The organism is Aquirufa echingensis (genome assembly GCF_042714525.1).
Taxonomy (GTDB): domain Bacteria; phylum Bacteroidota; class Bacteroidia; order Cytophagales; family Spirosomataceae; genus Aquirufa; species Aquirufa echingensis.
The window spans coordinates 470,366-491,018 of the sequence record NZ_JBBKYA010000004.1; the positions used below are offsets into that span (position 1 = coordinate 470,366).

Consider the following 20,653-nt stretch of genomic DNA (forward strand, 5'->3'; position numbering starts at 1 on the left):
GATTTGAGTTCGAAGTGCAACGTATTACAGCGTGTAGACTTAAGTTTTGGTTGCATAACATGTACTGTTCTCGAAACCTATCCAATCCACCTCCCACAAAGCTCCTTTCAAAGAGCTGATCACCACGAAATCTTTTGTTTCTTGATCTTTGTATTCCAAACCTTTTGCTACAATGATGTCCGTGAAATGTTCCAAGTCATTCCAATTCATACAGCCGAATCGGACTAAGTCCTCATCTTCGCGTAATGACCGATTCGGTAGGTCCTTGCGAAATTGTTCAATACCGCCCTGGTATTTTTCCTCCAAGGTGCTTTTGCGTATCACCAAATTGATAAATTCTAGTTCTATTGCCATGCCGCAAAACTACGCAGGTTTTGTGTAGGAAATATCGGTTTGGTGTTTTTCGAATTGTCAATTTTGAATGCGTTTAATCCGTTTATTTTCAGCACGTTGGCAATCATTTTATTTCGTAATGTGCGTAAAAATTGTCACAGTATTTTTTGGGAAAATTCGTATTCGTAAAATGAATTTGCAGCTTTGCATCTCGCAAAAGTAGAATCCATGAACACTATTTCGGAACGCATCAAAAAACATTTTGACGGGGATGTACACATCCTTTTAATTGTTATTCTTCTCAGTATCGTTGGCGTTATTATTCAATTCTCCGCCAAAGGGCGATTAACGATGGGCGGTCCTTTTGTTCCGCTCCAACATCTCGTTAAGTCACTCGTTATCTTGGTGGGGGGATTCTATGCGATGGGGGTCTTTTCGCGAAAGGATTATTTGAAATCAACGAAATATGTGGATTTAGCCCTCTACGGATCGTGGTTCCTCATCGGACTCGCGTATCTATACGGAAAGGAAGCGGGCGGCGCAAGTCGGTGGTTGCAAATGGGACCTTTGAGTTTTATGCCTTCCGATATGGCTAAATTGTGTTTGACGATTTCCTTGTCGAAGATGTTTGCTGCCCGACAAGCCGATCCGGAAGCCTATGATCCCGCGGTATTATTTGTTATTTGCTTTAAATTAGGGGTGACCTGTTTTCTGATTTTCTTGTCCAATTTTTCCACGAGTGTGATTGTCTTCGTGACCTCGATCGTCTTAATGATTTTCGGTCGGGTGCCCTACAAGGCCATTGCCATTGTACTAGGAATTTTCATATCCACGGGTATAGGATTGATTGTGGGTGGTGTAGGCCAAAGGGCTGAAACGATTAAACATCGAATTGAAGTGTATGTGAAACGTATGTTTGGGCATCCTTCCAAAGAGGAAATTGAGCTGGATGATCAAGGAACGAATTATCAATTGAAACAAAGCCTTTATGCCATTGCTACAGGTGGTTTGCAGCCCAAAGGTCCGGGAAATAGCCAATTTCGCTTTCATTTATCGCAGGCGGAATCTGATTTTGTATATGCCATCATCGTAGAAGAATGGGGGATTGTTGCTGGATTTTTATTGCCTGTAATGTTTATGTGGTTGTTTTGGCGTGGTGCTCTCGCAATTTCTTATAGCGCCAAACCGCTCGGCGGACTGATGTCGGCCGGCTTAACTTTCTCGATTGTCAGTCAAGCATTCTTAAATATGTTCGTGGCCGTAGGGGCGATTCCGGTGACGGGCCAACCGATTCCCTTGGTGTCAGCGGGTGGAACCTCGTTGATCTTTACCATGATTAGTATCGGGTATATTCTTTCGGTTACGCGGGATAAAGCTAAAACGCAACTCGCGCGCACTTAGCTTCCTAACTCAGCTTTGGCAAACCTTGGAGGATTGCCAAAGCTAAGGGTTTTAAGGGGCAATGTTTGTAGGCCAACTGATATTCGATTTCAGTTAATTGATAATCTGTTTCTCGCCCCCAAAAATCTCCCTCAAAACCACTACCTTTGGCAAACCTCAAAGGATTGCCAAAGGTAAGGATGGCTAGCCAAGGTAAAGCAAACAACCCAAGGTATAGGAGCTCGAACACATTGAAATACATCACCTTCTTCTTGTTACTAATCTGCGCTTCCCTGCATGCGCAAAGCCCCCTCGATTCCTTGATGCAACAAGCCGAATCACTCGGTCTACGTTCGAAAGATTATCAATACACACCGCAAGATACCAGCGCGGCGAAAAAGGCAGTCCAACAGTTCATGCTGGATCTCAAGTTTGGGAATCAATCACCTTACCTCCGCTTTCAAGGCTATGATTTTAACCTGTCGCGCGATGCCTATCGAAACCGCTATGGCGAACTTTGGAGTACACCTAAAATTAAAGAGTTAGCGAATCGTCTAATTGATGAAGAAAATGAAGTCAGTCAAATCCTTCAAGTATTAAAAGATTCCGTACAATACAGCCCAGAAAAAAAACAATTATTAGCCAAAGCCGCCAATGAATACCGCTGGCTCATCGCTGCCAGAGCTAATCGTTCCTTGGTTTTGGTCAATATTCCTTCGACCCAACTCAAAGCTTTCGAATCTCATAAACAAGTCATGCAAATGCGCGTTGTCCTCGGTAAACCCACAAGACCTAGCAAAACGCTTTCCAGTAAATTGAAAAACATGATTATCACGCCCTATTGGAGCGTGCCGCGTAGCATCTGCATCGAAGAACTTGTGCCGGAAATCCGGAAGAATATCCGCTATTTCTATGCGAGTCATTTGGAAATTTTCGACCAACAAAATCGAAAAGTAGAACCTGAAAAAGTGCCTTGGAGTCGACTGAATGCTAATTATTTCCCGTACTCCATGCGCCAGCGAACTGGAAAATGGAACACCTTAGGGATTTTGAAAATTCAATTTGATAATCCCTTCAAGATGTACCTCCATGATACATCTGAAAAGAAATTATTCAGTAAAGAAAAACGATTTTACAGCCATAGCTGCATCCGACTAGAAAAGCCTTTAAACTTTGGTTCTTGGTTATTGAAACCGAATTCAACCGCCATCGACACGCTCGATGCCCAAGCGGCCTATTCCGATAAAACGCCTAAATACCTAACGATTAAGCGCAATATCCCCTTGGTCATTTGGTACAGCCAAGTGGATTTTGACGAAAACGGTAAGCTGACGTTTTACCCGAATATCTACAAGCGTTAAATCTTGTAGTATTGCTCCCAACCTTTTCGTGGCGCTGGGCCTACCAATAATTGGTTCGCTAATTTATTGTTCGTGATCAATTTTGTATCGCGGTCAAACACCAATTTGGTGTTCAATTTTTGAGCTAAAACTCCTAAAGAGAATACTTGACTCAATGGTCCAGCAATCGCAAATGGTGAACGCGTTTTCTCCTGACCCATACATGCCTTCAAGAAATTCGCATAGTGATTCGATGGGCTCTTTGGTACATCGGGTAATTTTAAATCTTTCCCAGCATCTCCTAAAATCGATAAAGTTGAGCCATGCGATCCCCCTTTGAAGGTCAAATCTTTGCTATAAATGATCTTACCCGGGTTCAATTTAGCTGGTTGGATTTTGCCATTTCCCGCTGGCGGAATGTTCGGATCTAATTCCGTCGTACCGTAGTTGGCCGGCACAGGAGGTATATTATTCAAGCCATCATACCACGTAATATCCATTGCTGGCATGTTCTTGCGAGAAGGGAATTTAAATTGAATGGTCGACGACATTGGATAAAAGAAATCATTGTGTCCATCCGCACGCAACATGTTAATTTCAGTAGGTAATCCTAATTCCAAAAATTCATGTGCCGTATCCATAATATGTGCGCCCCAGTCGCCCAAAGCACCTAATCCATAGTCAAACCAGCAACGCCATTGGCCATTAACAAAGTCTTTTTGGTAATCATGATTTGGCGAAACGACGCCTTGCCAAATATCCCAATCTAATGTGCTTGGAATTGCTTCTGCAGGTGGGAAGTTCTTTATTTTAGGGTCCCATCCATGCCATCTGCGAGGGGAGTTCATGTGTGCCGTCATCGCAGTCACATCCTTGATGATGCCCGCTTCTTTCCATGCTTTGAACTGGAAGTAATTGGCCTCCGAATGTCCTTGATTTCCCATTTGGGTAACCAAATTCGGATGCTTACGAGCCGCAGCCATCATTAATTCCACTTCATGAAAGGTACGCGCCATCGGTTTCTCCACAAACACGTGTTTGCCCATTCCCAAAGCCATCATCGTGATTGGAAAATGGGAATGATCCGGTACACCAATCGAGACAGCCTCGAATTGATTGCCCATCTTGTCGAATAGTTGTCGGAAATCCTGAAAACGCGGAACATCTGGGAATTTTTCCAAAACCTTCAAGGTCTGTGGAGCGCCCATGTCCACATCGCAAAGCGCGACGATGTTACAAAGTCCTGTGCTATACAAAGACATGACATCCAATCCCCCTTGGTTTCCTATTCCGATACAGGCTAAATTGACTTTATCACCCGAATTTTTCGAGATAAACGCGGGAAATGCCGCCGCGGAAGTTAATAATGCCGCGTTCTTTAGAAAGGTTCTGCGGGAAGATTCATGTGCTTGATTCATAGCTTTTTATAGGTTTGTACCTAGGAAAGACGATGAACCTTGAAATTTACTGAAAACTATAAATCGATGGAGCAGCGCTCCTCCGCACATTGGATTTTCATCTCGGCTAATTCCAAATCCGACTTCAAAATCTCTCGTTTTTCTTGGGATAATTTCCGAATAATTTTCCCCTCACAGAAACGTCTGACCTGGGTCTCCGTCGTTAATTTAAGCCCTGGAACTTCCGTGAGATTACCATGCTCATCTTTGGCAGCCATCGTAAAATAACAGGAATTCGTGTGGCGCACGATGCCATCCCGCGGGTTAAATGATTCCACACGCATGCCTACGATCATGGTCGTCCGACCGACATAATTAACAGATGCTTTGATCTCGACCAAATCACCAACCTCCACCGGACTTTTGAATTCAACGCCTTCTACGGAAACGGTTACACAATACTGATGGCTATGTTTGGAGGCACAAATGTAGGCTACTTTGTCTAATAAGGACAAGATGATTCCCCCGTGCACCTTACCGCCAAAATTGGCATAAGATGGAATCATTAATTCGGTATAAGTGGTCTCAGATTCGTGTACTTCTTTGTATTGCATGCTACATGATTAAAATTAAACCTGCTATCCCGAGCAAATAAACCCATAAAACAATAAATGAATCGATGCCCATTCGGAGGATTTGGCGTTGAGATGGAATCAGCATGCCTGCCATATAAATGCCGGTCAAAATGATTCCTAAGGTCGTTAAATATAAATCTGTCGGTTTTAAGTTTGGCAAAATAGCGTCACCGCCGATCAACGAAGCAAACAAAAACAGAATAGGTAAAAAGGCATTGCCACCAAAAATATCACTCACGGCCATGTTGTAGTCGCGGATTTTGGCAGATGCAATACCTGTAGATATTTCCGGTAAAGCTGTACATAAGGCCAAAATGGTACCGCCAAAAATGACTCCATTAATATGAAAGCGGGATGCCACAATTTCGCCTGAGGCTTCTAAAAGCCAACCCGAAAATAGAATAAGTAATGCGCCTGTGCCTAATTCAATGAATGCTTTGGTGCTACTTCCTTTGAAGCGTTTCGTTGGATGACGGGAATGGTGCAATTCTTCAGTTAGTCTTTCGCGTGCAGCATCAGCTTTACCTATTCGAGAAATGAAATAAATGGAACCAAGCCAAATCCCAAAAATGATCCATTCAATGGGGCTGCTACGAAAATATTTAAAGCTTTCTGGAAATTGATTTCCCATCAAGACAAAGGTCAAGATGAAAATCACGGCCAACCCTTCCAAGATTAAGACCCTTGCATGCCCTTTCCATGTTAATGGGGCGGTATGACCCACCCCAAAAACATCGATTAAGACTAGTACAACCGTTTGGATGGCTATTCCGCCTAAAATATTACTGACTGCGATATCGTAATTACGGTGGGCCGCGGCCATCAACGTAATCGCAATTTCAGGCAGATTGGTGATAATCGACAAAAAAACCATGCCGCCAAATGCCTCCCCAAGATCAAAACGTATCGTCACGAAATCGACCAATTTGGTAATTCGTACACCCATCCACCAAATGGCGGCTGTTGAAAGTAAGAATATGGCCAGCAGGGTAGTTGTCGAAAAGGCTTGCATGCCCAAAGCTATCAATTTTTAGATAAATAATTGAAATTGAAGCGTTAATGTGTTTAAACGATCACCGGCTTTTATCACATCGCCTTGTACCTGGTAGCTAGGTCTGTTTTGAAAGTCCAAACTCAATTTGGATTTGTTTCCTTGGATGTAATAATTCAGTCCCAGATTATACGTATTCGTTGACAAACCTTGTATGCGGTCATATTGGGCCAGTGTTGCCGTGGCATAAGGCATCCAGCGCTTGGACGGCAAAAGGTAGCCCACCTGACTGTAAATGACATGTCCTGTTCCAAACATCGGATACGAATTTCCATACGTAGGTCCCTGACCTGTCATCGAATTTGAAGCGGTCAACGTACTTCCATTTGCCGGGTTCATCACCCCATTATAGCGCAAATAATTTGTGCCATAATTCGTGTTGAAATAGCCAACATACGCATTGATGGCTCCTTTATTCGCTAAAGGCATATCTACAAAACTCTCCACCGCCCAGTGCATCATCGCATGGTAAGTCGTATCACCCGTGGCCGATTTATTCCAAAGGGCATTCGCTTGGTAAATAGCTCCTGCTGCGATGTTTACGATCTTTTTTGTTCCCAAATACGATCCCGTCATATAGGGTGTCGTGTGGTTTTCATGATCAAAAAACTGATAAATTAAATAAGCTTGCTGTTGGACCGCGTGCCCCTTCGTACTAAAATTCGCAACGGAACTCAAGGCTGGAGGTGTCTGACCATTTGAGCTAATCGGGAATGGATCACTCAAAATATAGCGATAATCCCATTTGCCTATTTGCCCACGGGCATAGATGCTCAGTTTACGTGAAAATTGATCAATCTGATCCACGGTTGTCTGCGCAAAAACAGGGACATCCATGCTCGTAATAGTTCCAATGCTCGGTTGGGAAAAGCGCGATAAACCCGAAATGATGCTTAATCCACCACCTACTTTCAATTGGTTTTTGCTTGAAATCCGATATTCGCCCAATGCATCATGAAAGAATGGAGCAATTTTGCGATTCCCCGTGCTGTTGTATTGGGCATTGAAGTTGTTTTGGCCAAACTGAAAATATAAGAAGGTTCGATCCGTTATTTGACCGAATAATTGCATACGCGTTCTGCGTAATCCGATATCGAAGGTGCTCGATGCCAGATTGCCTTCCACGGTTGTGCCGGGATTGCTTTCATTTGCCCGAACCCAAACTTGGTTCAATAAGGTGGCTTGGAAGTAATGACTTCCCGACTCGTTTAATTTGAATTTTAGCGCTTCGTTATCTTGCGCAAAGGATTGCTGTATGCATATAAAGCTTACGAGCAATAGACATAAATTTTTCATATATGGGTGATTAGGAGGCTGTCCAAAGGGAAGCCTGATGAATAAATAATGGGAAATATAAGCAGGTGATTCTACAGGCGTAGATTTCGGAATCGAATGAAAAGAGGTATTAGAACACGGGAGTTTTGTTGAGTGCGGATTGCATCGCCAACAAAGACTTTAAATTCGATTGTTGAGAAATTCCAGCTAGGCACCGTAGCGGGTAGAAGCACATCATCCTCTTCCTGATCTTCTGCTGTCTGGGCTTGAAGGGTATATTTAGCTTTGGTATTTGTATCTGAAAATGCGAATATCCGATTGGCCGCTACAAAGAGCGTCAAGCATAGACAAATCCGAAAAAGCCAAAGCTGCCTCATTTTCATATTACAAATATGGATTAAAACGTCACATGTTGAATCGGTATTGTCCTGAATGTTGCATTAAAATCTTGATTTTCTGTTTTAAGTCCATATAAAAATCTTGATATTTACATTCAAACCTATTCAAGATGAACAGAAGAAAATTCTTAGCAGCGACTCCTTTGATTGCTGCCTCCGCAGGAAATGCTCCAACAAATAAACCTTTATTACACCACGTATTTTTTTGGTTAAACAATCCAAATTCAGAAGCGGATAAAAAACAATTAATCGCCGGTTTGAAAACCTTGAAAGGGATTCCGACCATTAAGCAAATTCACATTGGTACGCTTGCCTCGACCGAAAAACGAGATGTCGTAGATACGTCTTGGGACGTTTCTGAGTTGATGTTTTTCGATGACGAAGCCGGCCAAAAAGTGTATCAAGATCATCCAATCCATCTGGAATTTGTGAAAAATAATTCCCATTTATGGAAGAAAGTGATTGTTTACGATTCGATTGACGTATAGCTGGGGTAAACGCTGCCGGGGTCTTCAGACCCCGGCAGCGTTAGTCAACGGCTAACTATATGAAATCGTATATCAATTTCTTGATAAATCGCGAAAAGCGAAGTTTAAGTCAATGAATATAAAGATAAAATCAGTTTTTGGGTGGACACCCTGCCGACCTATTACACGAAATCTTCCCGCATAGGCGTAAAAACATCGATTAATTCCCCTTTTTCGATACAAACTGCCCCATGTACTTCTCCACTAGGTACAAAATAGACGTCTCCTGCTGACAATCGCTGGGTTTTCCCATCTATCGTTATATCGAATACTCCTTTGGAGACATAGGACGCCTGCGTATGTGGATGTTGGTGCAAGGTTCCTACGGCGCCTGGCTCAAAAGCTACTTTAACAAGCATCATTTGATCATCAAAGGCCATCACTTTGCGACGAATCCCTGCACCTAGTTCGGTCCATTCAACAGATGAATCATGTATTAATGTTTGCATGCGTTAGTTATTTAAAGACCCTACGGTAATCCAGGATTTTACTTGATCAATTTCGCAAGTAGTTAATTTTGTTGTTGCGGAAGGCATGGGTATGTAGCCCGTTTGGTGCGCGATTGAGCCATATAACTGACCATTTGCAGCATATTTTTGCACATTTGCATGTGTCGTTAAATCGATATTCCCAGATGGTCTAGCGCCACTGTGGCAACCTGTACAATAGTTTATTAATATCGGTTGAACAACAGTTTTAAAACTTACGTTTGTTGTCACGCAATTACTCGCAGATACATCACAAGAATTGTTTTTTGCCCCTTGTTTGATCCAGGTCAACACATTGTTAATGTTTTCCGTTGACAGCGGACCCGCCGGCGGCATCCGGTCTTCGCCCGTCGCAATCAAGGATTTATATAAATCACTTCCCGCAGGATTCGTGATTTTGACTTCACGTATGATGTTGGCATAATCCGTCAGAATAACCCCATCTTTCTTCGAAATTGCATCGTGGCATCCACTCATCGCGCAATTGGAGACCAACAAGGGTAAAATCTTTTGCTTGAAATACACCGAGTCTGGACTGCAATTGACTACAATGGGTGGTTTGATTTGCGGTATATCTACCACAGGATTGATGGGATTTATGGGGTTTAGGTCGATCAAAATATTCCCGCTGGGAGAAGCGCCACGTATCCATTTTTGGATGATGGTGATGTCACAACTACTAAGTTTTGTTGTTGCAGATGGCATCGGTTTATAGCCATTAGCGTGCGTAATGGAACCATATAACTTTCCATTTTTCACATAGGTTTGGATATTTGCATAAGTAGAAAGATCCACGCCGGCCGAAGGGTTATTTGGATTGTGACACGATACGCAATTTGTATTCAATATAGGCCAAACCGATTTGTCAAAGGATATCACCATCGTATCGCAGGTGCTATTCGTACTAGGTACCTCAGTGACAACAGAATCGACCTTATTTTCTTGTGGGACGATCGCGATGTTCTTGTCTTCCAAACAGGCCCAAAAAGATAAACAAATACCAATAATTAATAATCTTTTCATCTAGCGTAGGTTGTACTGAAAGGAGCCTTTTACCTTCACAACTTCCGCAATTTTGGCAAAGACTATTTTAGGGATATCAATCTTATATTCATCTAAACGTATATCAAAGGTGCAGCTTAGTTGCAAGGTCTTGCCGTTCGAAATAATGCTTCCTTTTAATTCAACGGGTCTGGAAATTCCATGAATGGTCGCTGTACCCGCTGCAGTTACCGCATAGGTTCCCGGGATTTTGAGGTCAATACTTTCTTTGATTTTTCCTTTAAAGGTCGCCGACGGAAATTTATCTGTCTCCAAATAGTTCTCGTTAAAATGCTCTTGCATCAATTTGTTAGGGAATACAAAATTGGTTACACGCATTTGTACCGCAACTTCATTATTTGCGGAATTGATGATACTGCCCACTTGTTTGTTGACCGCATCAATATCCTCCATCGGAGTTTTTGAAAAGAAGGAGATTTCCCCTGTTTGGGTGACAAATAATTGCGCGTTTGCCGATAAGCATATCAGGCAAAGTGCTAAAATGAATAGATAACGCATTATTTTTTGATTTTGGGCTCGAAACTAAAGGTTCTCGCCATGTTGAAGCCATAAAAAAGATCCCCATTTTGCCAGGTACCAATCGTTTGGCCGATAAAATGTTTTTCAATCATCCCGCGTGAATTCGTCACATGAAGTTGGAACACGTGCCCACCCGTTTCTATGTCGAATCCAATCGCCAGCGAATTATGGTATGGGTATTTCTGACCGGCGGCTTCTTCGTATTCCTCTTTATCGATTAAATTATAATAATATTCCGCAGAAACACTGAGTCGATTGCTCAATTTATAGCGTCCTCCAAATCCCATCGCGGCCTGCGTATTTTCCATGTAGACATTTTCAGCCAGGTTGTTATGGAAGAGCGTAGGCATCACCTGCAAGGATAATTTATCCGAAAACTTACGGGCAATTAATACTTGGCCCATAAATGTCTGCCTTTGTAAATTATTGTTGAATCGCATCACCGTTCCCGACTCCATCGTATAACCCGTTTTCATCGTATTGCTAGCAATGCTACCATAAGCCGTCACCGTGACGGGCATCTTATTGGATTGACGAATCATTTTGTATTTGACATAGCTATCATACGTTTTTTCGATGGTTGAGCGGCCAGCCCCTACAAGCAAGCGATCCGTGATAGCATATTCTAATCCTAATCGAATTCGTGCCTCATCCAAGCCTAAAAAATTATCAATAAAGCCCGAATTAATCGCCCCAAAACGGTGCGAAATCCAGAAATTTAAATGTTGCTTGGCGATTGTTTCGACCGTTTGGCCATTGATGAGTCGGGAAGCCTTAAAGGTCGCCAATGTGTAATTGGTTTGTTTGGCATCCTCTTTTTCCAACATGGCCATGAGGTCATCCTGTGCATGTAGCTGGATCGATCCCAAAATAAGTACACATGCTATCCATATATTACGCATATACCCGGAGTGTTGTGCCCGTTAGAGCGGTTTGGTAGGTTTTTAACGCTTTGCTTGTCACAGATTCAGCCGTCCCAGATGTGCTAAATGTGGCTCCATGCGCTGTGCAATAGAATTTACTTCCATTGTAAATTACCTGCGCTTTTCCCTCGTGCGTGCATATTTGGGTAACAGCAGCAAAACTTGTTGACGATACCCGAGCCACTACGATTTGATTGTATATGACATATTTCCCTACCGTATTTAATGCAGAATAGGATGCGTTAGATAGGTCAAGCGTGAAATCGACGGCTGATGCTGGAGTTAAGGACTCATTCTCACAAGAACTTAAAGCGGATGCGCCACAATAAACGGCTAATAAAGACGCTCCTTTTAATCCAAGGGATTTTAGGAATTCATTTCGTTTCATTTTCGATTGCATATTTCTTCAGGGTTAGTAACTGCAATTTAGGTTTTTATCAGGATAATTCTTTCAACCCCTCGTATGACATTCATCAGAATCGACAGTTAACGAGCTATGGTCTATCAAAGCCAAGTATCTGACGATTAAATTTTAAGCCGATGTGTCAAGACAAAGCGTTCATTTATTTCCGTACATTTGAAAAATTTAACTTCCATGATTGAGCTTTTTACCCTGCGATTTCTGATCAATTTGTTTTTTACCTTCTTGGTCATTCGATTCATCTATTATCCGCAATACAAGAACAAGGATTTTGTTTTTACCTTCTTCTTGTTCAATTCAATCTTGTTTGTGTTGTGTTTTTTGTTGGCTGAGGCCGACCTGAAATTCGGTTTTGCTTTTGGCCTTTTTGCTATGTTTTCCATGTTTCGCTACCGGACGGTTACCGTTCCCATCGGCGAAATGGGTTATTTTTTCTTGGTTGTGACGTTGGGTATTATCAATTCGATCGCCTCGCTGGAAAATTATCCCATGCTCATACTTGCGAATTCTTTGCTTGTTGGGGTAACCTTTTTGTTGGGGCGTTTTCTGACCTTGACCCATGAAAATTTTCAGGTCTTAACTTATGAGAATTTGGCTTTGGTTAAACCGGACCAAAAGGCATTATTGATTCAAGATTTAATTGATAAGACGGGCCAACCGATTCACCGCGTTCAAGTGGTGAAGGTGGATTACCAAAGAGGTGTCGCGCAATTGAAGGCCTATTACTATTCCAAAGACAACGAAACTTTCTCTGCCGATGCGGAAGCTTAGGCTACTCATTTTTTGCCTCGTTTCACTTCATATAAAAGCTCAAGTGGACACCTTGCGCAATGTCGAAGTGAAAGCTAGCAGACCCGAATTTGGGAAACAGGTCTTTTATCCGTCGGCGAATTTGACCAATTTAGGTGGAAATCTACAAGATGTATTAGCGAATATTCCGTCCATCTACGTCGCTGGCGATGGTTCGATTCAATACCGGGGCAGCCAAAGTCTTACGATTTATTTTGATGGAAAACCTTCCGGAATTCTTTCTTCATCACGGGCCAATGCGCTCAGTCTTTTTCCCGCGGATCGCATCGATTACATCGAAATTATTTCGGCACCAGGGGCAAAATATTCTGCGGAAGGTAGTACGGGAATTTTAAATATTGTCCTGAAAAAAGGAAGTGGATTCAAGCAAGCGCAAGCAAATTTACAATGGGGGACGCATGATCAGGTAGCTCTTTCTACGCGTTATGGGAACGGCTTTAAAAGACTTTCTTATTCGTTCGATTATAATTTCAAACAATCCATCCGAGATAATTTCCAGCATTTGTATCGCGAAAATGCAAGCCAATATGGATTGTCCCAAATCGAACAAAACACCCAAGAGATAAATCGGGATTATAATCACGCTTTACAAGCACGTTTGGAATATAGCTTAAATCCGCGCTGGACCCTGGGATTGCAGGGGATTGGTCGATATTCCAAAGATCACAACAATGAAGCCCGATTGAATTTCTCGCAATTTGTGCGCGCTCCGGATCGCTATTACATACGGGATGCCGACAAGCAAGGAGATGATCGTGGGATGGATGTCTTGATTTCTTTGGGAACTATTGGCAAACAGCGGACATCTGCCCATTTGGATTTTCTATGGATTCGAAATATGGGGTCGGATCAAAATGATTTCACACAACGCTATTTCTACGGCGGCTTTGATATTCCCAATTCGAATTTTCCGAATCGAATCGAACAATCTTCCGCGAGAAGCGGCAATTACACCCTGCTCTTTCAGGGGGATTGGGAAACACAATTCTCAAAAAAGCTCAGCTTTGATTATGGGTTTAAGTTGACAGAACGACTTTTTGATACCGATTTTCGGTACGAAAAATTACGAGGAATTTGGAATATAGACCTCAAACGTAGTAATGCCTTTCAGTATTTAGAGCGTATCCAAGCCGTATATGGGACAACGCATTTTAGCGGGAAAAAATGGGATGTTCAAGGGGGATTGCGTGTGGAGGCAACCCAAGCAAATTTGAATTATGTCCAGCTGTTTCCTTCGATTTCAGTGGAAAAGCAATTGACAAAAAACCAACAAGTTGGATTTCGCTTTTCTTCGCGGGTGAACCGACCGTCCTACAAGGCTTTGAATCCTTTCATATCCTTCGCGGATCCGTTGAATCTGCAGTCGGGAAATCCGATGCTTCAACCCGAGCGAACCTATTTAGCGGAAATCGAACATTCCATGGATGTGGGAACCTTGCATACAAGCAATCAACTATTTTACCGTCGGGTCAATCAATTGGTTGGTCGCGTGCGAACCTTACAAGAAGGCGACACCACCTTAACCCGTTTTGAGAATATTGCTCGGTCGGAAACCTGGGGCTTTGAAAATATTACGACCTTTAACCCAACGAAAAATTGGAAGGTCAATGTAACGAGTTCCTTGTATCAAACCGATTTGCAAGGCCAGGTGCAGGAACAATCCTTGAACATGAATCGCTGGAGTTGGAATGGGCGTTTAAGCCAAATTTGGAACTTATCATCCACCGCATCTTTTCAAATCAGCGGGATTTATCAATCGGCTCAAATTCATCCCTTGGGTATTATTGAGGGTTTTTACACCGTGGATTTAGGTTTCAAAAAAGAGCTGAAAGCGTGGGTGTTGAATGCACGAATTAATGATGTGTTTAATACCCAACAAACCGTTTATGATTCCAGGCCTTTTGGTTTTGTGAGTGATTTGACGAAGAAAAAAGAAACCCGAATTTTCTATTTGGGCCTTGCGTTTAAACTCAGCACCAAGAAAAATTCGGGTCTTAAAAATCGGAAATCGGTCAATGAGGACGAGGCAGGAGAGGAGGATTAATTCGCTCCCTTGACGCGTCCTTTTTCTGCATCTAAACCTGTGGCACGTTGTCTAGCTCCTTTAATGGAGGCATTTCCAAAACGATACGTGAAGTTTAAACGAACTACACGCGAATCGTTCTTTGGCTGAACCAATACATCCAAATCCGCATATTTGATTGTCACCGGTGGGTTAGACGTGTACAAGATATCCTGCGCGTTCAAACGAATGGTTGCACGCTTCTTCATGATGGTTTTTTGAATTCCCATGTTCAGCGATCCTCCTGCGCCAAACACAAATGCGCCTTCTAATCCTCCCGTGAAATAATTCCCGCCCAATTCGATTTTGATGTCTTTGGGAAGGGTAAATGTATGGTTTGAGGAAATGTAGAACATGTTGGCCGAAGGCGAAATGGCCGAAGCCGCGATGTTACCTGTTAATTCCGCGCGGTTAAAGAAAATGTCGGAATTGCTTGTCCACCATTTATTCACTGGGATGGGTAATGAAATCCCCACGCTATAAGTCACGCGTTGCGCCATATTAGCCGTCGTTTGGTAGGTTTTACGTGTAGCCACATCTTGCTTCAATAATTGCGTAATAACCTGGTCAGTGTGACTATATCCCAAGGTTGTCGAAATGCCTCCCATGTAGGTATGGCTCAATTCGAAGGAGTTGGTTAGTTGGGGCATCAACATCGGATTTCCCACATTGTAAGTGTAATTATCCAAGTAGAAGACGAATGGATTCAAATCAGAATAACCCGGTCGGTCGATCCGCCGACTATAAGTCATGCCAAGTGTATGTTTCTTGGATGCTTCGTATTGCAAGAATGCACTTGGAAAAAATTGTAAGTAATCGCGATGGAAACTAATATCGGGTTCTTGAGTATAAGCAGAAGATGTTCCATCGGCAAAGGTCCATTCGCCTCTTAGGCCAATTTGGTAACTCCATTTACCTATGGCCCGCTCGGTATTCAAGTACAGGGCATGGATTTGTTCGGTATAGACGAAGCGATTGCTTTGTCCGGTTAAGAATTGATACTGTTCTCCTTGAAAAGCTTTTGCTCGGAATTGTAAATCATTATCCGTTTTCACCCAAGAGGATTTCATGCCAAGACCCCATTTGGCTTTTAAAAAGGACGGAATAATATAATCAGATTTCAAGGAATATTGATCGATGTAGGATTGTGATCCTGTTCGAAGTAATGAATCTGGACGAACAGGTAAAAATAAGGAATTCGAATAGCGCGACCGGTAGTCATTTTGGTTTTGATCGTTAAAATGCGCATGGTCAATGTCAAGCGTTAGTTCACGGCCTGTGGAATCGTAGGAGTGTTTGAAATTGAAATTAGCTGCATAATTAAAGAAGGGATTGTTCATGGAATTATACGTATCCAAACGCGACAATACTTCATTCTGGCTGTTCATTTGCACCGTTCTATTTAGTCCGTCATTCAGGCTATTGTGATTATAGCCACCAGAAATTAGAATACCATAGGTCGTTTTTGGTGAAAAATACCAATCGACTCCCGCTTTTAATTGCGCATTTTCATTTTGATTCGCATATTGAAAGTTTTGCTCCCAATTTTCTTGTTGGGCTGTGAATTTCCGCAGCAAATAATTCCGTTCCATGTTCGGACGGCGGCCAAAGGATGCATTCCCAAACCAGTTCCAGCCGTTATTGCGGTAGTTAACATTTCCTCCCAATGCTTGGCGATTAAAGTATCCTTGAGCAAGTGTGGTGTTTACCGAACCATTCATGCCGATGTTGGCATTTTTCTTCAATTTAATGTTGATGATTCCACCCGTTCCCGCAGCATCATAGCGCGAAGAGGGATTAGTCATGATTTCCAACGTTGAAATTTGATCCGCAGGAAGGTTGCGTAAGTAATTTGCCAAATCGGTTCCCGTCAAATAGGAGATTTTTCCATCGATCATGACTTTGGCACCGGATTTTCCACGAAGGGAGATGTTTCCATCCTTGTCGACAATCACACCGGGTGAGCGCTCCAAAACCTCCATGGTCGTATTGCCGGCCGCCATGGCCGAATTCTCTACATTGACGATGGTTTTATCCAGTTTTTTTTCGATGAGTGGTTTTGTGGCACGCACTTCAACCTCCGCTAATTCTTTGGTTAAGGCCAATAGACTTATCACACCAAGGTCTATTTGAGATGTCTCTGTGATAGTAGGTAGGCTTAATTTTTGGGTGATAAATCCCGTCGATTGGACTTGTAAAACATAATTGCCTGCCGGGATTTTTGTCAGCTTCCCTATTCCATTTTCGTCGGTCAAAAAGCCTTTGTAGAGGCTTGAATCTGGCAATTTCTTTAGGATGGCGGTGGAAAAGGGGAGGTCTTGTTTGTTCGAATCCTGCAAATGAAACTGCAAGGAATTTTGAGCAAACAATGAGGTGGAAACCAATAATAGTAATAGTAGTAAACGCATGTAGGCGGATTGAATAAGGCTGTTAATGAAAAAAAGCTAGATGCAATTTCTTACGAATGCGTTGCATGGCCAAGCAGATTGGGATGAGTGGCCAAAAAAAAAGCCTGAACGAATCAGGCTTTTTGAAAGAATTATAAAGGTTTTAGTCGGAAGACCATGCCTGGGTTTTCAGTTCCCACATACAAGTATCCGTCTACTCCTTGTTCCACATTCCGCATGCGGCCGAGGTTGACGAGGACTTTTTCTTGTTTGATGACCTTATTGTCTTTGATGACACAGCGATTCAAGTAGTTGAAACGTAATGATCCCACCATCAAATTACCTTTCCAAGCGGGGTATTTGTCGCCTACGACAAAGGTCAATCCCGACGGAGCGATGGATGGAATCCAATAGGTGATCGGTTGTTCCATGCCTTCTTTTTTCGAGATGGCTGTGATGGGTTTTCCGTCGTAGTTGATGCCGTAGGAGATGACAGGCCAACCGTAGTTTTTGCCTGCTTGGATGATGTTGATTTCATCGCCACCGCGTGGACCATGTTCTGTTTCCCAGATTGCGCCGGTACTAGGGTTCAAGGTCAAACCTTGTGGGTTTCGTTGGCCATATGAATAAACCGTTGGGTGTGCGCTTTTGGCAAATGGATTATCAGCAGGGATACTACCGTCATCTTTGATGCGGTGGATTTTGCCATTGTCATTATCCAAAGCTTGTGGAAATACTTTTTCCATGCCGCGTTCGCCAACACTGAAGAAAAGGTAACCTTTTTTATCGAATGCCAAACGAGATCCGAAGTGGTGGAATGTTTTGGTATAAGGTTTTGCCTCGAAAATTTCTTGTGACTCAACCCATTGATTGTTTTTGATTTTACCGCGGACGATGGCTGTAGTCGTTTCTGTTTGACCCGCTTCCGTTCTGAATTTCGAATAAGATATGTAAACCCATCCGTTTTGCGCATACGCAGGATGAAGCGTGATGTCTAATAAACCACCTTGGCCTTTGGCCATCACGGCAGGAGTACCTGAAATGACCGTTTTGTTTTGTTTTTGGTCTACCAAATACAATTTTCCTGCGCGGTCAGTAATTAGATAATCGTGATTTGGCAATTGTGCAAAACCCCAAGGGCTGTCTAAACCTGTGGCGATGGTATCCAACTGAATTGTCATCCCCTCGGATTTAAAGATATTGCTCGTCGGCTTGTTGGCAAATTTATATTGCTCTACACCCGCTAAATTCTCGACGATCAAGTCGGCCAATTTCTCGATTTCTTGTGCCGTCAAAACTTCTTTCCAGGTAGGCATTCCTAATTCGGGATATCCTCCGGTGATGCTTGCGATGATTTGTTCTTTTTTATTGCCGTGTTTCCATTGGCGGTCTACAAATGCTTCAACTTTTTCACCGTGGCAAGAAGCACAGTATTGGGTATATGTTTTCTCCGCGGGTCCGTCGATGGCCACTAGTTTGGCAGGGCTTTTACGTAGCGACATGATAGAAATGGCACTGATGGATAGGGCCGCGAAGAGGAGTATTCTATTTTTCATAGGGATGGAGTTAATGGTGTGTAAAGGTATAAAATTTTTTATAACCCTAGGCTTTAGCCTAGGGGTTCCTGTGGGGTTTCCTTTTGAAAGGCCCCAGGTTAAAACCTGGGGTTATAAAGTATGAGTGATGATAACCCTGGGCTTTAGCCTAGGGGTTCCTGTGGGGTTTCCTTCGGAAGAGTCCTTAGACTAAAGTTTGTAGAGGCCGAGGTTAAAACCTTTAGAGCCCCAGGTTAAAACCTGGGGTTATGAGATATTGGTAAAAAAGCTTATCATTGTATCAAATTATTACAATAGCTAAACCTATCAAGCATGAAAAAATTATTCTTAGCCTTAGGCGTTTGCCTTTTGGGCTCATGGACTGCTCAGGCACAGATTACATTAAGTAAAGATGTGGCTGTAGTTCCTACTGAATCCGGTCAAGTACGTGGATATGTACATAGGGGTGTTTATACCTACAAGGGCATTCCTTATGCGGAGGCAAATCGTTTTGAAGCACCTCATAAACCGAAAGCCTGGTCAGGTGTTCGTAGTTCTTTGACCTATGGTCCCGTTGCCCCTTTGTTGACACCTACCACACAAGTGCAAGATGAATCTGAATTTGTCTTTGATCACTCTTGGGGATATACGAATGAGGATTGTATGCGTGTGAATGTTTGGACTCCGGGAATCAAAGATGGGAAAAAGCGTCCTGTCATGTTTTGGATTCATGGAGGTGGATTTACCGCAGGTTCTGCAGAGGAATTAAAGTCTTATGATGGAGAGAATTTAGCCAAAAAAGGAGATGTTGTTGTTGTATCGATTAATCACCGTTTGAATATTTTGGGTTATTTAGATTTATCAGCCTATGGCGATAAGTACAAATATTCAGCGAATAACTCGGTGATGGACATGAAGGCGGCATTGGAATGGGTAAAGGCCAACATAAGCCAGTTTGGTGGCGATCCCAATAATGTGACGATTTTCGGTCAATCTGGAGGTGGCGCGAAGGTGAATACCTTGATGGCAATGCCTTCTGCCAAGGGTTTGTTTCACAAAGCGATTAATCAAAGTGGAGCCTTCCGTGGTTCTATGCTTGATAAGGCAACAACACAAGCTATTACAGCAGAGGTGTTGAAATCCTTGAATATCAGTGTGGATTCCTTGCAAAAAGTTCCTTTTGCGACTTTGGCAAGTGCTGGAAACAAAGCGCTTCAAGTAGTAGCTGCTCAAATGAAAGCTGCTGGAAAACCTGTGGTTGGTTTTGGATTAAGTTGGGGCCCAAGCGTCGACGGTGACCTGTTACCTTATCAATTATTCTCGGATGAGGCGATGAAATTATCGAAAGATGTCCCTTTGATGATTGGAACGGTAAAGAATGAATTTATGCCATCCTTGATGACCAATATGGCAAACGCGAATGCAGAAGAAGTTGATGCATACATCAAAAAGACCTTTGGAGCCAAAGCAGATGCCTATAAAGCAGCGGTTAAGAAAGCTTATCCTGCGGATACGAAGCCATCGGATTTGATGGATGTGGATACGCGTTTCCGTCCGGGAGCTGTGGTTCAAGCGAATCTGAAATCGGCTTTGAATGCAGCGCCGGTGTTTATGTATTTATTTACTTGGCAATCTCCTGTGATGGATGGCAAATATAAATCGATGCACTGCTTCGAATTGCCTTTCTGTTTCAATAACATTGCGCGTTGTGAAAATATGACGGGCGGAGGAAAAGAAGCTTATGCCTTAGCGGATAAGGTGAGCCAAGCATGGATCAACTTTGCACGGGTAGGAAATCCGAATCATAAAGGTTTGCCAACATGGCCGGCATACAATGCGGCTGCGACTCCAACGATGCATTTGGATAATACCTGTGAGGTGAAGCCACAAATGGACAAAGATTTGTTTGAGTTGACGGCGAATTAATCGATTTTTATAACCCTTGGCTTAAGCCTAGGGTTTCTTAGGTCATCAGACTAAAGTCTGTAGAGCCCCAGGTTAAAACCTGGGGTTATTAATTTATAGCCTTGGGCTTTAGCCTAGGGTTTTTTAGGTCACCGGGAAAAAGTCTGTAGAGCGCTAGGTTAAAACCTGTAGAGCCCCAGGTTAA

At 42.8% G+C, this 20,653-nt stretch carries 18 protein-coding genes; 6 read left to right on the forward strand and 12 right to left on the reverse strand.

What is annotated here, in order from left to right:
* Positions 1-39: 39 nt before the first annotated feature.
* The gene (locus SKC38_RS10005) at positions 40-354 is read right to left on the reverse strand and encodes a hypothetical protein (protein ID WP_377976996.1); all 315 of its coding nucleotides are present in this window, start codon (positions 352-354) and stop codon (positions 40-42) included.
* Between the two features lie 207 nt (positions 355-561).
* Here SKC38_RS10005 and SKC38_RS10010 point away from each other — a divergent pair, with 207 nt between their 5' ends.
* Together SKC38_RS10010 and SKC38_RS10015 are read left to right on the forward strand one after the other, a co-directional pair.
* Positions 562-1,734, forward strand: coding sequence for an FtsW/RodA/SpoVE family cell cycle protein (locus SKC38_RS10010; protein WP_377976997.1), 1,173 nt, complete (start codon positions 562-564; stop codon positions 1,732-1,734).
* A gap of 146 nt (positions 1,735-1,880) precedes the next feature.
* Positions 1,881-3,074, forward strand: coding sequence for a L,D-transpeptidase family protein (locus SKC38_RS10015; protein ID WP_377976998.1), 1,194 nt, complete (start codon positions 1,881-1,883; stop codon positions 3,072-3,074).
* Here the strand turns inward: SKC38_RS10015 and SKC38_RS10020 are convergent.
* From SKC38_RS10020 to SKC38_RS10035, 4 genes are read right to left on the reverse strand one after another with little or no spacing between them, the layout of a single operon-like run.
* A complete protein-coding gene (locus tag SKC38_RS10020; RefSeq protein WP_377976999.1) occupies positions 3,071-4,471 on the reverse strand; it encodes a Gfo/Idh/MocA family protein in 1,401 nt (466 codons plus the stop codon). The genes SKC38_RS10015 and SKC38_RS10020 overlap by 4 nt on opposite strands.
* A gap of 56 nt (positions 4,472-4,527) precedes the next feature.
* Positions 4,528-5,064, reverse strand: coding sequence for an acyl-CoA thioesterase (locus tag SKC38_RS10025; RefSeq protein WP_377977000.1), 537 nt, complete (start codon positions 5,062-5,064; stop codon positions 4,528-4,530).
* 1 nt (position 5,065) lies between these two features.
* The gene (locus SKC38_RS10030; protein ID WP_377977001.1) at positions 5,066-6,097 is read right to left on the reverse strand and encodes a sodium:calcium antiporter; all 1,032 of its coding nucleotides are present in this window, start codon (positions 6,095-6,097) and stop codon (positions 5,066-5,068) included.
* 18 nt (positions 6,098-6,115) lie between these two features.
* On the reverse strand, positions 6,116-7,432 hold the full coding sequence (locus tag SKC38_RS10035; protein WP_377977002.1) for a hypothetical protein: 1,317 nt from the start codon (positions 7,430-7,432) through the stop codon (positions 6,116-6,118).
* A 487-nt stretch (positions 7,433-7,919) separates the two neighbouring features.
* On the opposite strand from SKC38_RS10035, the gene SKC38_RS10040 reads away from it, so the two are divergent.
* Positions 7,920-8,297: a Dabb family protein gene (locus tag SKC38_RS10040; protein ID WP_377977003.1), complete on the forward strand. Its 378-nt coding sequence runs from the start codon at positions 7,920-7,922 to the stop codon at positions 8,295-8,297.
* A 161-nt stretch (positions 8,298-8,458) separates the two neighbouring features.
* On the opposite strand, the gene SKC38_RS10045 is transcribed toward SKC38_RS10040, so the two are convergent.
* The 5 genes from SKC38_RS10045 to SKC38_RS10065 are packed head-to-tail and all read right to left on the reverse strand — an operon-like array spanning position 8,459 to position 11,728.
* Positions 8,459-8,785, reverse strand: a complete 327-nt coding sequence (locus SKC38_RS10045; RefSeq protein WP_377977004.1) for a cupin domain-containing protein — start codon at positions 8,783-8,785, stop codon at positions 8,459-8,461.
* 3 nt (positions 8,786-8,788) lie between these two features.
* Positions 8,789-9,847 carry a hypothetical protein gene (locus SKC38_RS10050; RefSeq protein ID WP_377977005.1) on the reverse strand — a complete coding sequence of 353 codons (1,059 nt, stop codon included), beginning with the start codon at positions 9,845-9,847 and terminating at the stop codon, positions 8,789-8,791.
* Positions 9,848-10,384, reverse strand: coding sequence for a YceI family protein (locus SKC38_RS10055; RefSeq protein WP_377977006.1), 537 nt, complete (start codon positions 10,382-10,384; stop codon positions 9,848-9,850).
* Positions 10,384-11,307, reverse strand: coding sequence for a DUF5777 family beta-barrel protein (locus SKC38_RS10060; protein WP_377977007.1), 924 nt, complete (start codon positions 11,305-11,307; stop codon positions 10,384-10,386). The genes SKC38_RS10055 and SKC38_RS10060 overlap by 1 nt, the downstream gene beginning before the upstream one ends.
* Positions 11,300-11,728: a Rieske 2Fe-2S domain-containing protein gene (locus SKC38_RS10065; RefSeq protein ID WP_377977008.1), complete on the reverse strand. Its 429-nt coding sequence runs from the start codon at positions 11,726-11,728 to the stop codon at positions 11,300-11,302. The genes SKC38_RS10060 and SKC38_RS10065 overlap by 8 nt, the downstream gene beginning before the upstream one ends.
* 195 nt (positions 11,729-11,923) lie before the next feature.
* On the opposite strand from SKC38_RS10065, the gene SKC38_RS10070 reads away from it, so the two are divergent.
* Positions 11,924-12,520, forward strand: coding sequence for a DUF4956 domain-containing protein (locus tag SKC38_RS10070; protein ID WP_377977009.1), 597 nt, complete (start codon positions 11,924-11,926; stop codon positions 12,518-12,520).
* Entirely contained in the window at positions 12,507-14,603 is a 2,097-nt protein-coding gene (locus SKC38_RS10075; RefSeq protein ID WP_377977010.1) for a TonB-dependent receptor domain-containing protein, read from the forward strand. The genes SKC38_RS10070 and SKC38_RS10075 overlap by 14 nt, the downstream gene beginning before the upstream one ends.
* On the opposite strand, the gene SKC38_RS10080 is transcribed toward SKC38_RS10075, so the two are convergent.
* Positions 14,600-17,029 (reverse strand): TonB-dependent receptor, encoded by a 2,430-nt coding sequence (locus tag SKC38_RS10080; protein WP_377977011.1) that lies wholly within the window; start codon positions 17,027-17,029, stop codon positions 14,600-14,602. The genes SKC38_RS10075 and SKC38_RS10080 overlap by 4 nt on opposite strands.
* 131 nt (positions 17,030-17,160) lie before the next feature.
* On the reverse strand, positions 17,161-18,564 hold the full coding sequence (locus SKC38_RS10085; protein WP_377977012.1) for a PQQ-dependent sugar dehydrogenase: 1,404 nt from the start codon (positions 18,562-18,564) through the stop codon (positions 17,161-17,163).
* 312 nt (positions 18,565-18,876) lie between these two features.
* On the opposite strand from SKC38_RS10085, the gene SKC38_RS10090 reads away from it, so the two are divergent.
* Positions 18,877-20,469: a carboxylesterase/lipase family protein gene (locus SKC38_RS10090; RefSeq protein ID WP_377977013.1), complete on the forward strand. Its 1,593-nt coding sequence runs from the start codon at positions 18,877-18,879 to the stop codon at positions 20,467-20,469.
* Positions 20,470-20,653: the final 184 nt, after the last annotated feature.

What these genes read in the sequence shown, in the direction of transcription:
- SKC38_RS10005 (WP_377976996.1), bottom strand. Translation starts at nt 354, where the DNA reads ATGGCAATAGAACTAGAATTTATCAATTTGGTGATACGCAAAAGCACC.
- SKC38_RS10010 (WP_377976997.1), top strand. Translation starts at nt 562, where the DNA reads ATGAACACTATTTCGGAACGCATCAAAAAACATTTTGACGGGGATGTA.
- SKC38_RS10020 (WP_377976999.1), bottom strand. Translation starts at nt 4,471, where the DNA reads ATGAATCAAGCACATGAATCTTCCCGCAGAACCTTTCTAAAGAACGCG.
- SKC38_RS10025 (WP_377977000.1), bottom strand. Translation starts at nt 5,064, where the DNA reads ATGCAATACAAAGAAGTACACGAATCTGAGACCACTTATACCGAATTA.
- SKC38_RS10030 (WP_377977001.1), bottom strand. Translation starts at nt 6,097, where the DNA reads ATGCAAGCCTTTTCGACAACTACCCTGCTGGCCATATTCTTACTTTCA.
- SKC38_RS10035 (WP_377977002.1), bottom strand. Translation starts at nt 7,432, where the DNA reads ATGAAAAATTTATGTCTATTGCTCGTAAGCTTTATATGCATACAGCAA.
- SKC38_RS10040 (WP_377977003.1), top strand. Translation starts at nt 7,920, where the DNA reads ATGAACAGAAGAAAATTCTTAGCAGCGACTCCTTTGATTGCTGCCTCC.
- SKC38_RS10045 (WP_377977004.1), bottom strand. Translation starts at nt 8,785, where the DNA reads ATGCAAACATTAATACATGATTCATCTGTTGAATGGACCGAACTAGGT.
- SKC38_RS10050 (WP_377977005.1), bottom strand. Translation starts at nt 9,847, where the DNA reads ATGAAAAGATTATTAATTATTGGTATTTGTTTATCTTTTTGGGCCTGT.
- SKC38_RS10055 (WP_377977006.1), bottom strand. Translation starts at nt 10,384, where the DNA reads ATGCGTTATCTATTCATTTTAGCACTTTGCCTGATATGCTTATCGGCA.
- SKC38_RS10060 (WP_377977007.1), bottom strand. Translation starts at nt 11,307, where the DNA reads ATGCGTAATATATGGATAGCATGTGTACTTATTTTGGGATCGATCCAG.
- SKC38_RS10065 (WP_377977008.1), bottom strand. Translation starts at nt 11,728, where the DNA reads ATGCAATCGAAAATGAAACGAAATGAATTCCTAAAATCCCTTGGATTA.
- SKC38_RS10070 (WP_377977009.1), top strand. Translation starts at nt 11,924, where the DNA reads ATGATTGAGCTTTTTACCCTGCGATTTCTGATCAATTTGTTTTTTACC.
- SKC38_RS10075 (WP_377977010.1), top strand. Translation starts at nt 12,507, where the DNA reads ATGCGGAAGCTTAGGCTACTCATTTTTTGCCTCGTTTCACTTCATATA.
- SKC38_RS10080 (WP_377977011.1), bottom strand. Translation starts at nt 17,029, where the DNA reads ATGCGTTTACTACTATTACTATTATTGGTTTCCACCTCATTGTTTGCT.
- SKC38_RS10085 (WP_377977012.1), bottom strand. Translation starts at nt 18,564, where the DNA reads ATGAAAAATAGAATACTCCTCTTCGCGGCCCTATCCATCAGTGCCATT.
- SKC38_RS10090 (WP_377977013.1), top strand. Translation starts at nt 18,877, where the DNA reads ATGAAAAAATTATTCTTAGCCTTAGGCGTTTGCCTTTTGGGCTCATGG.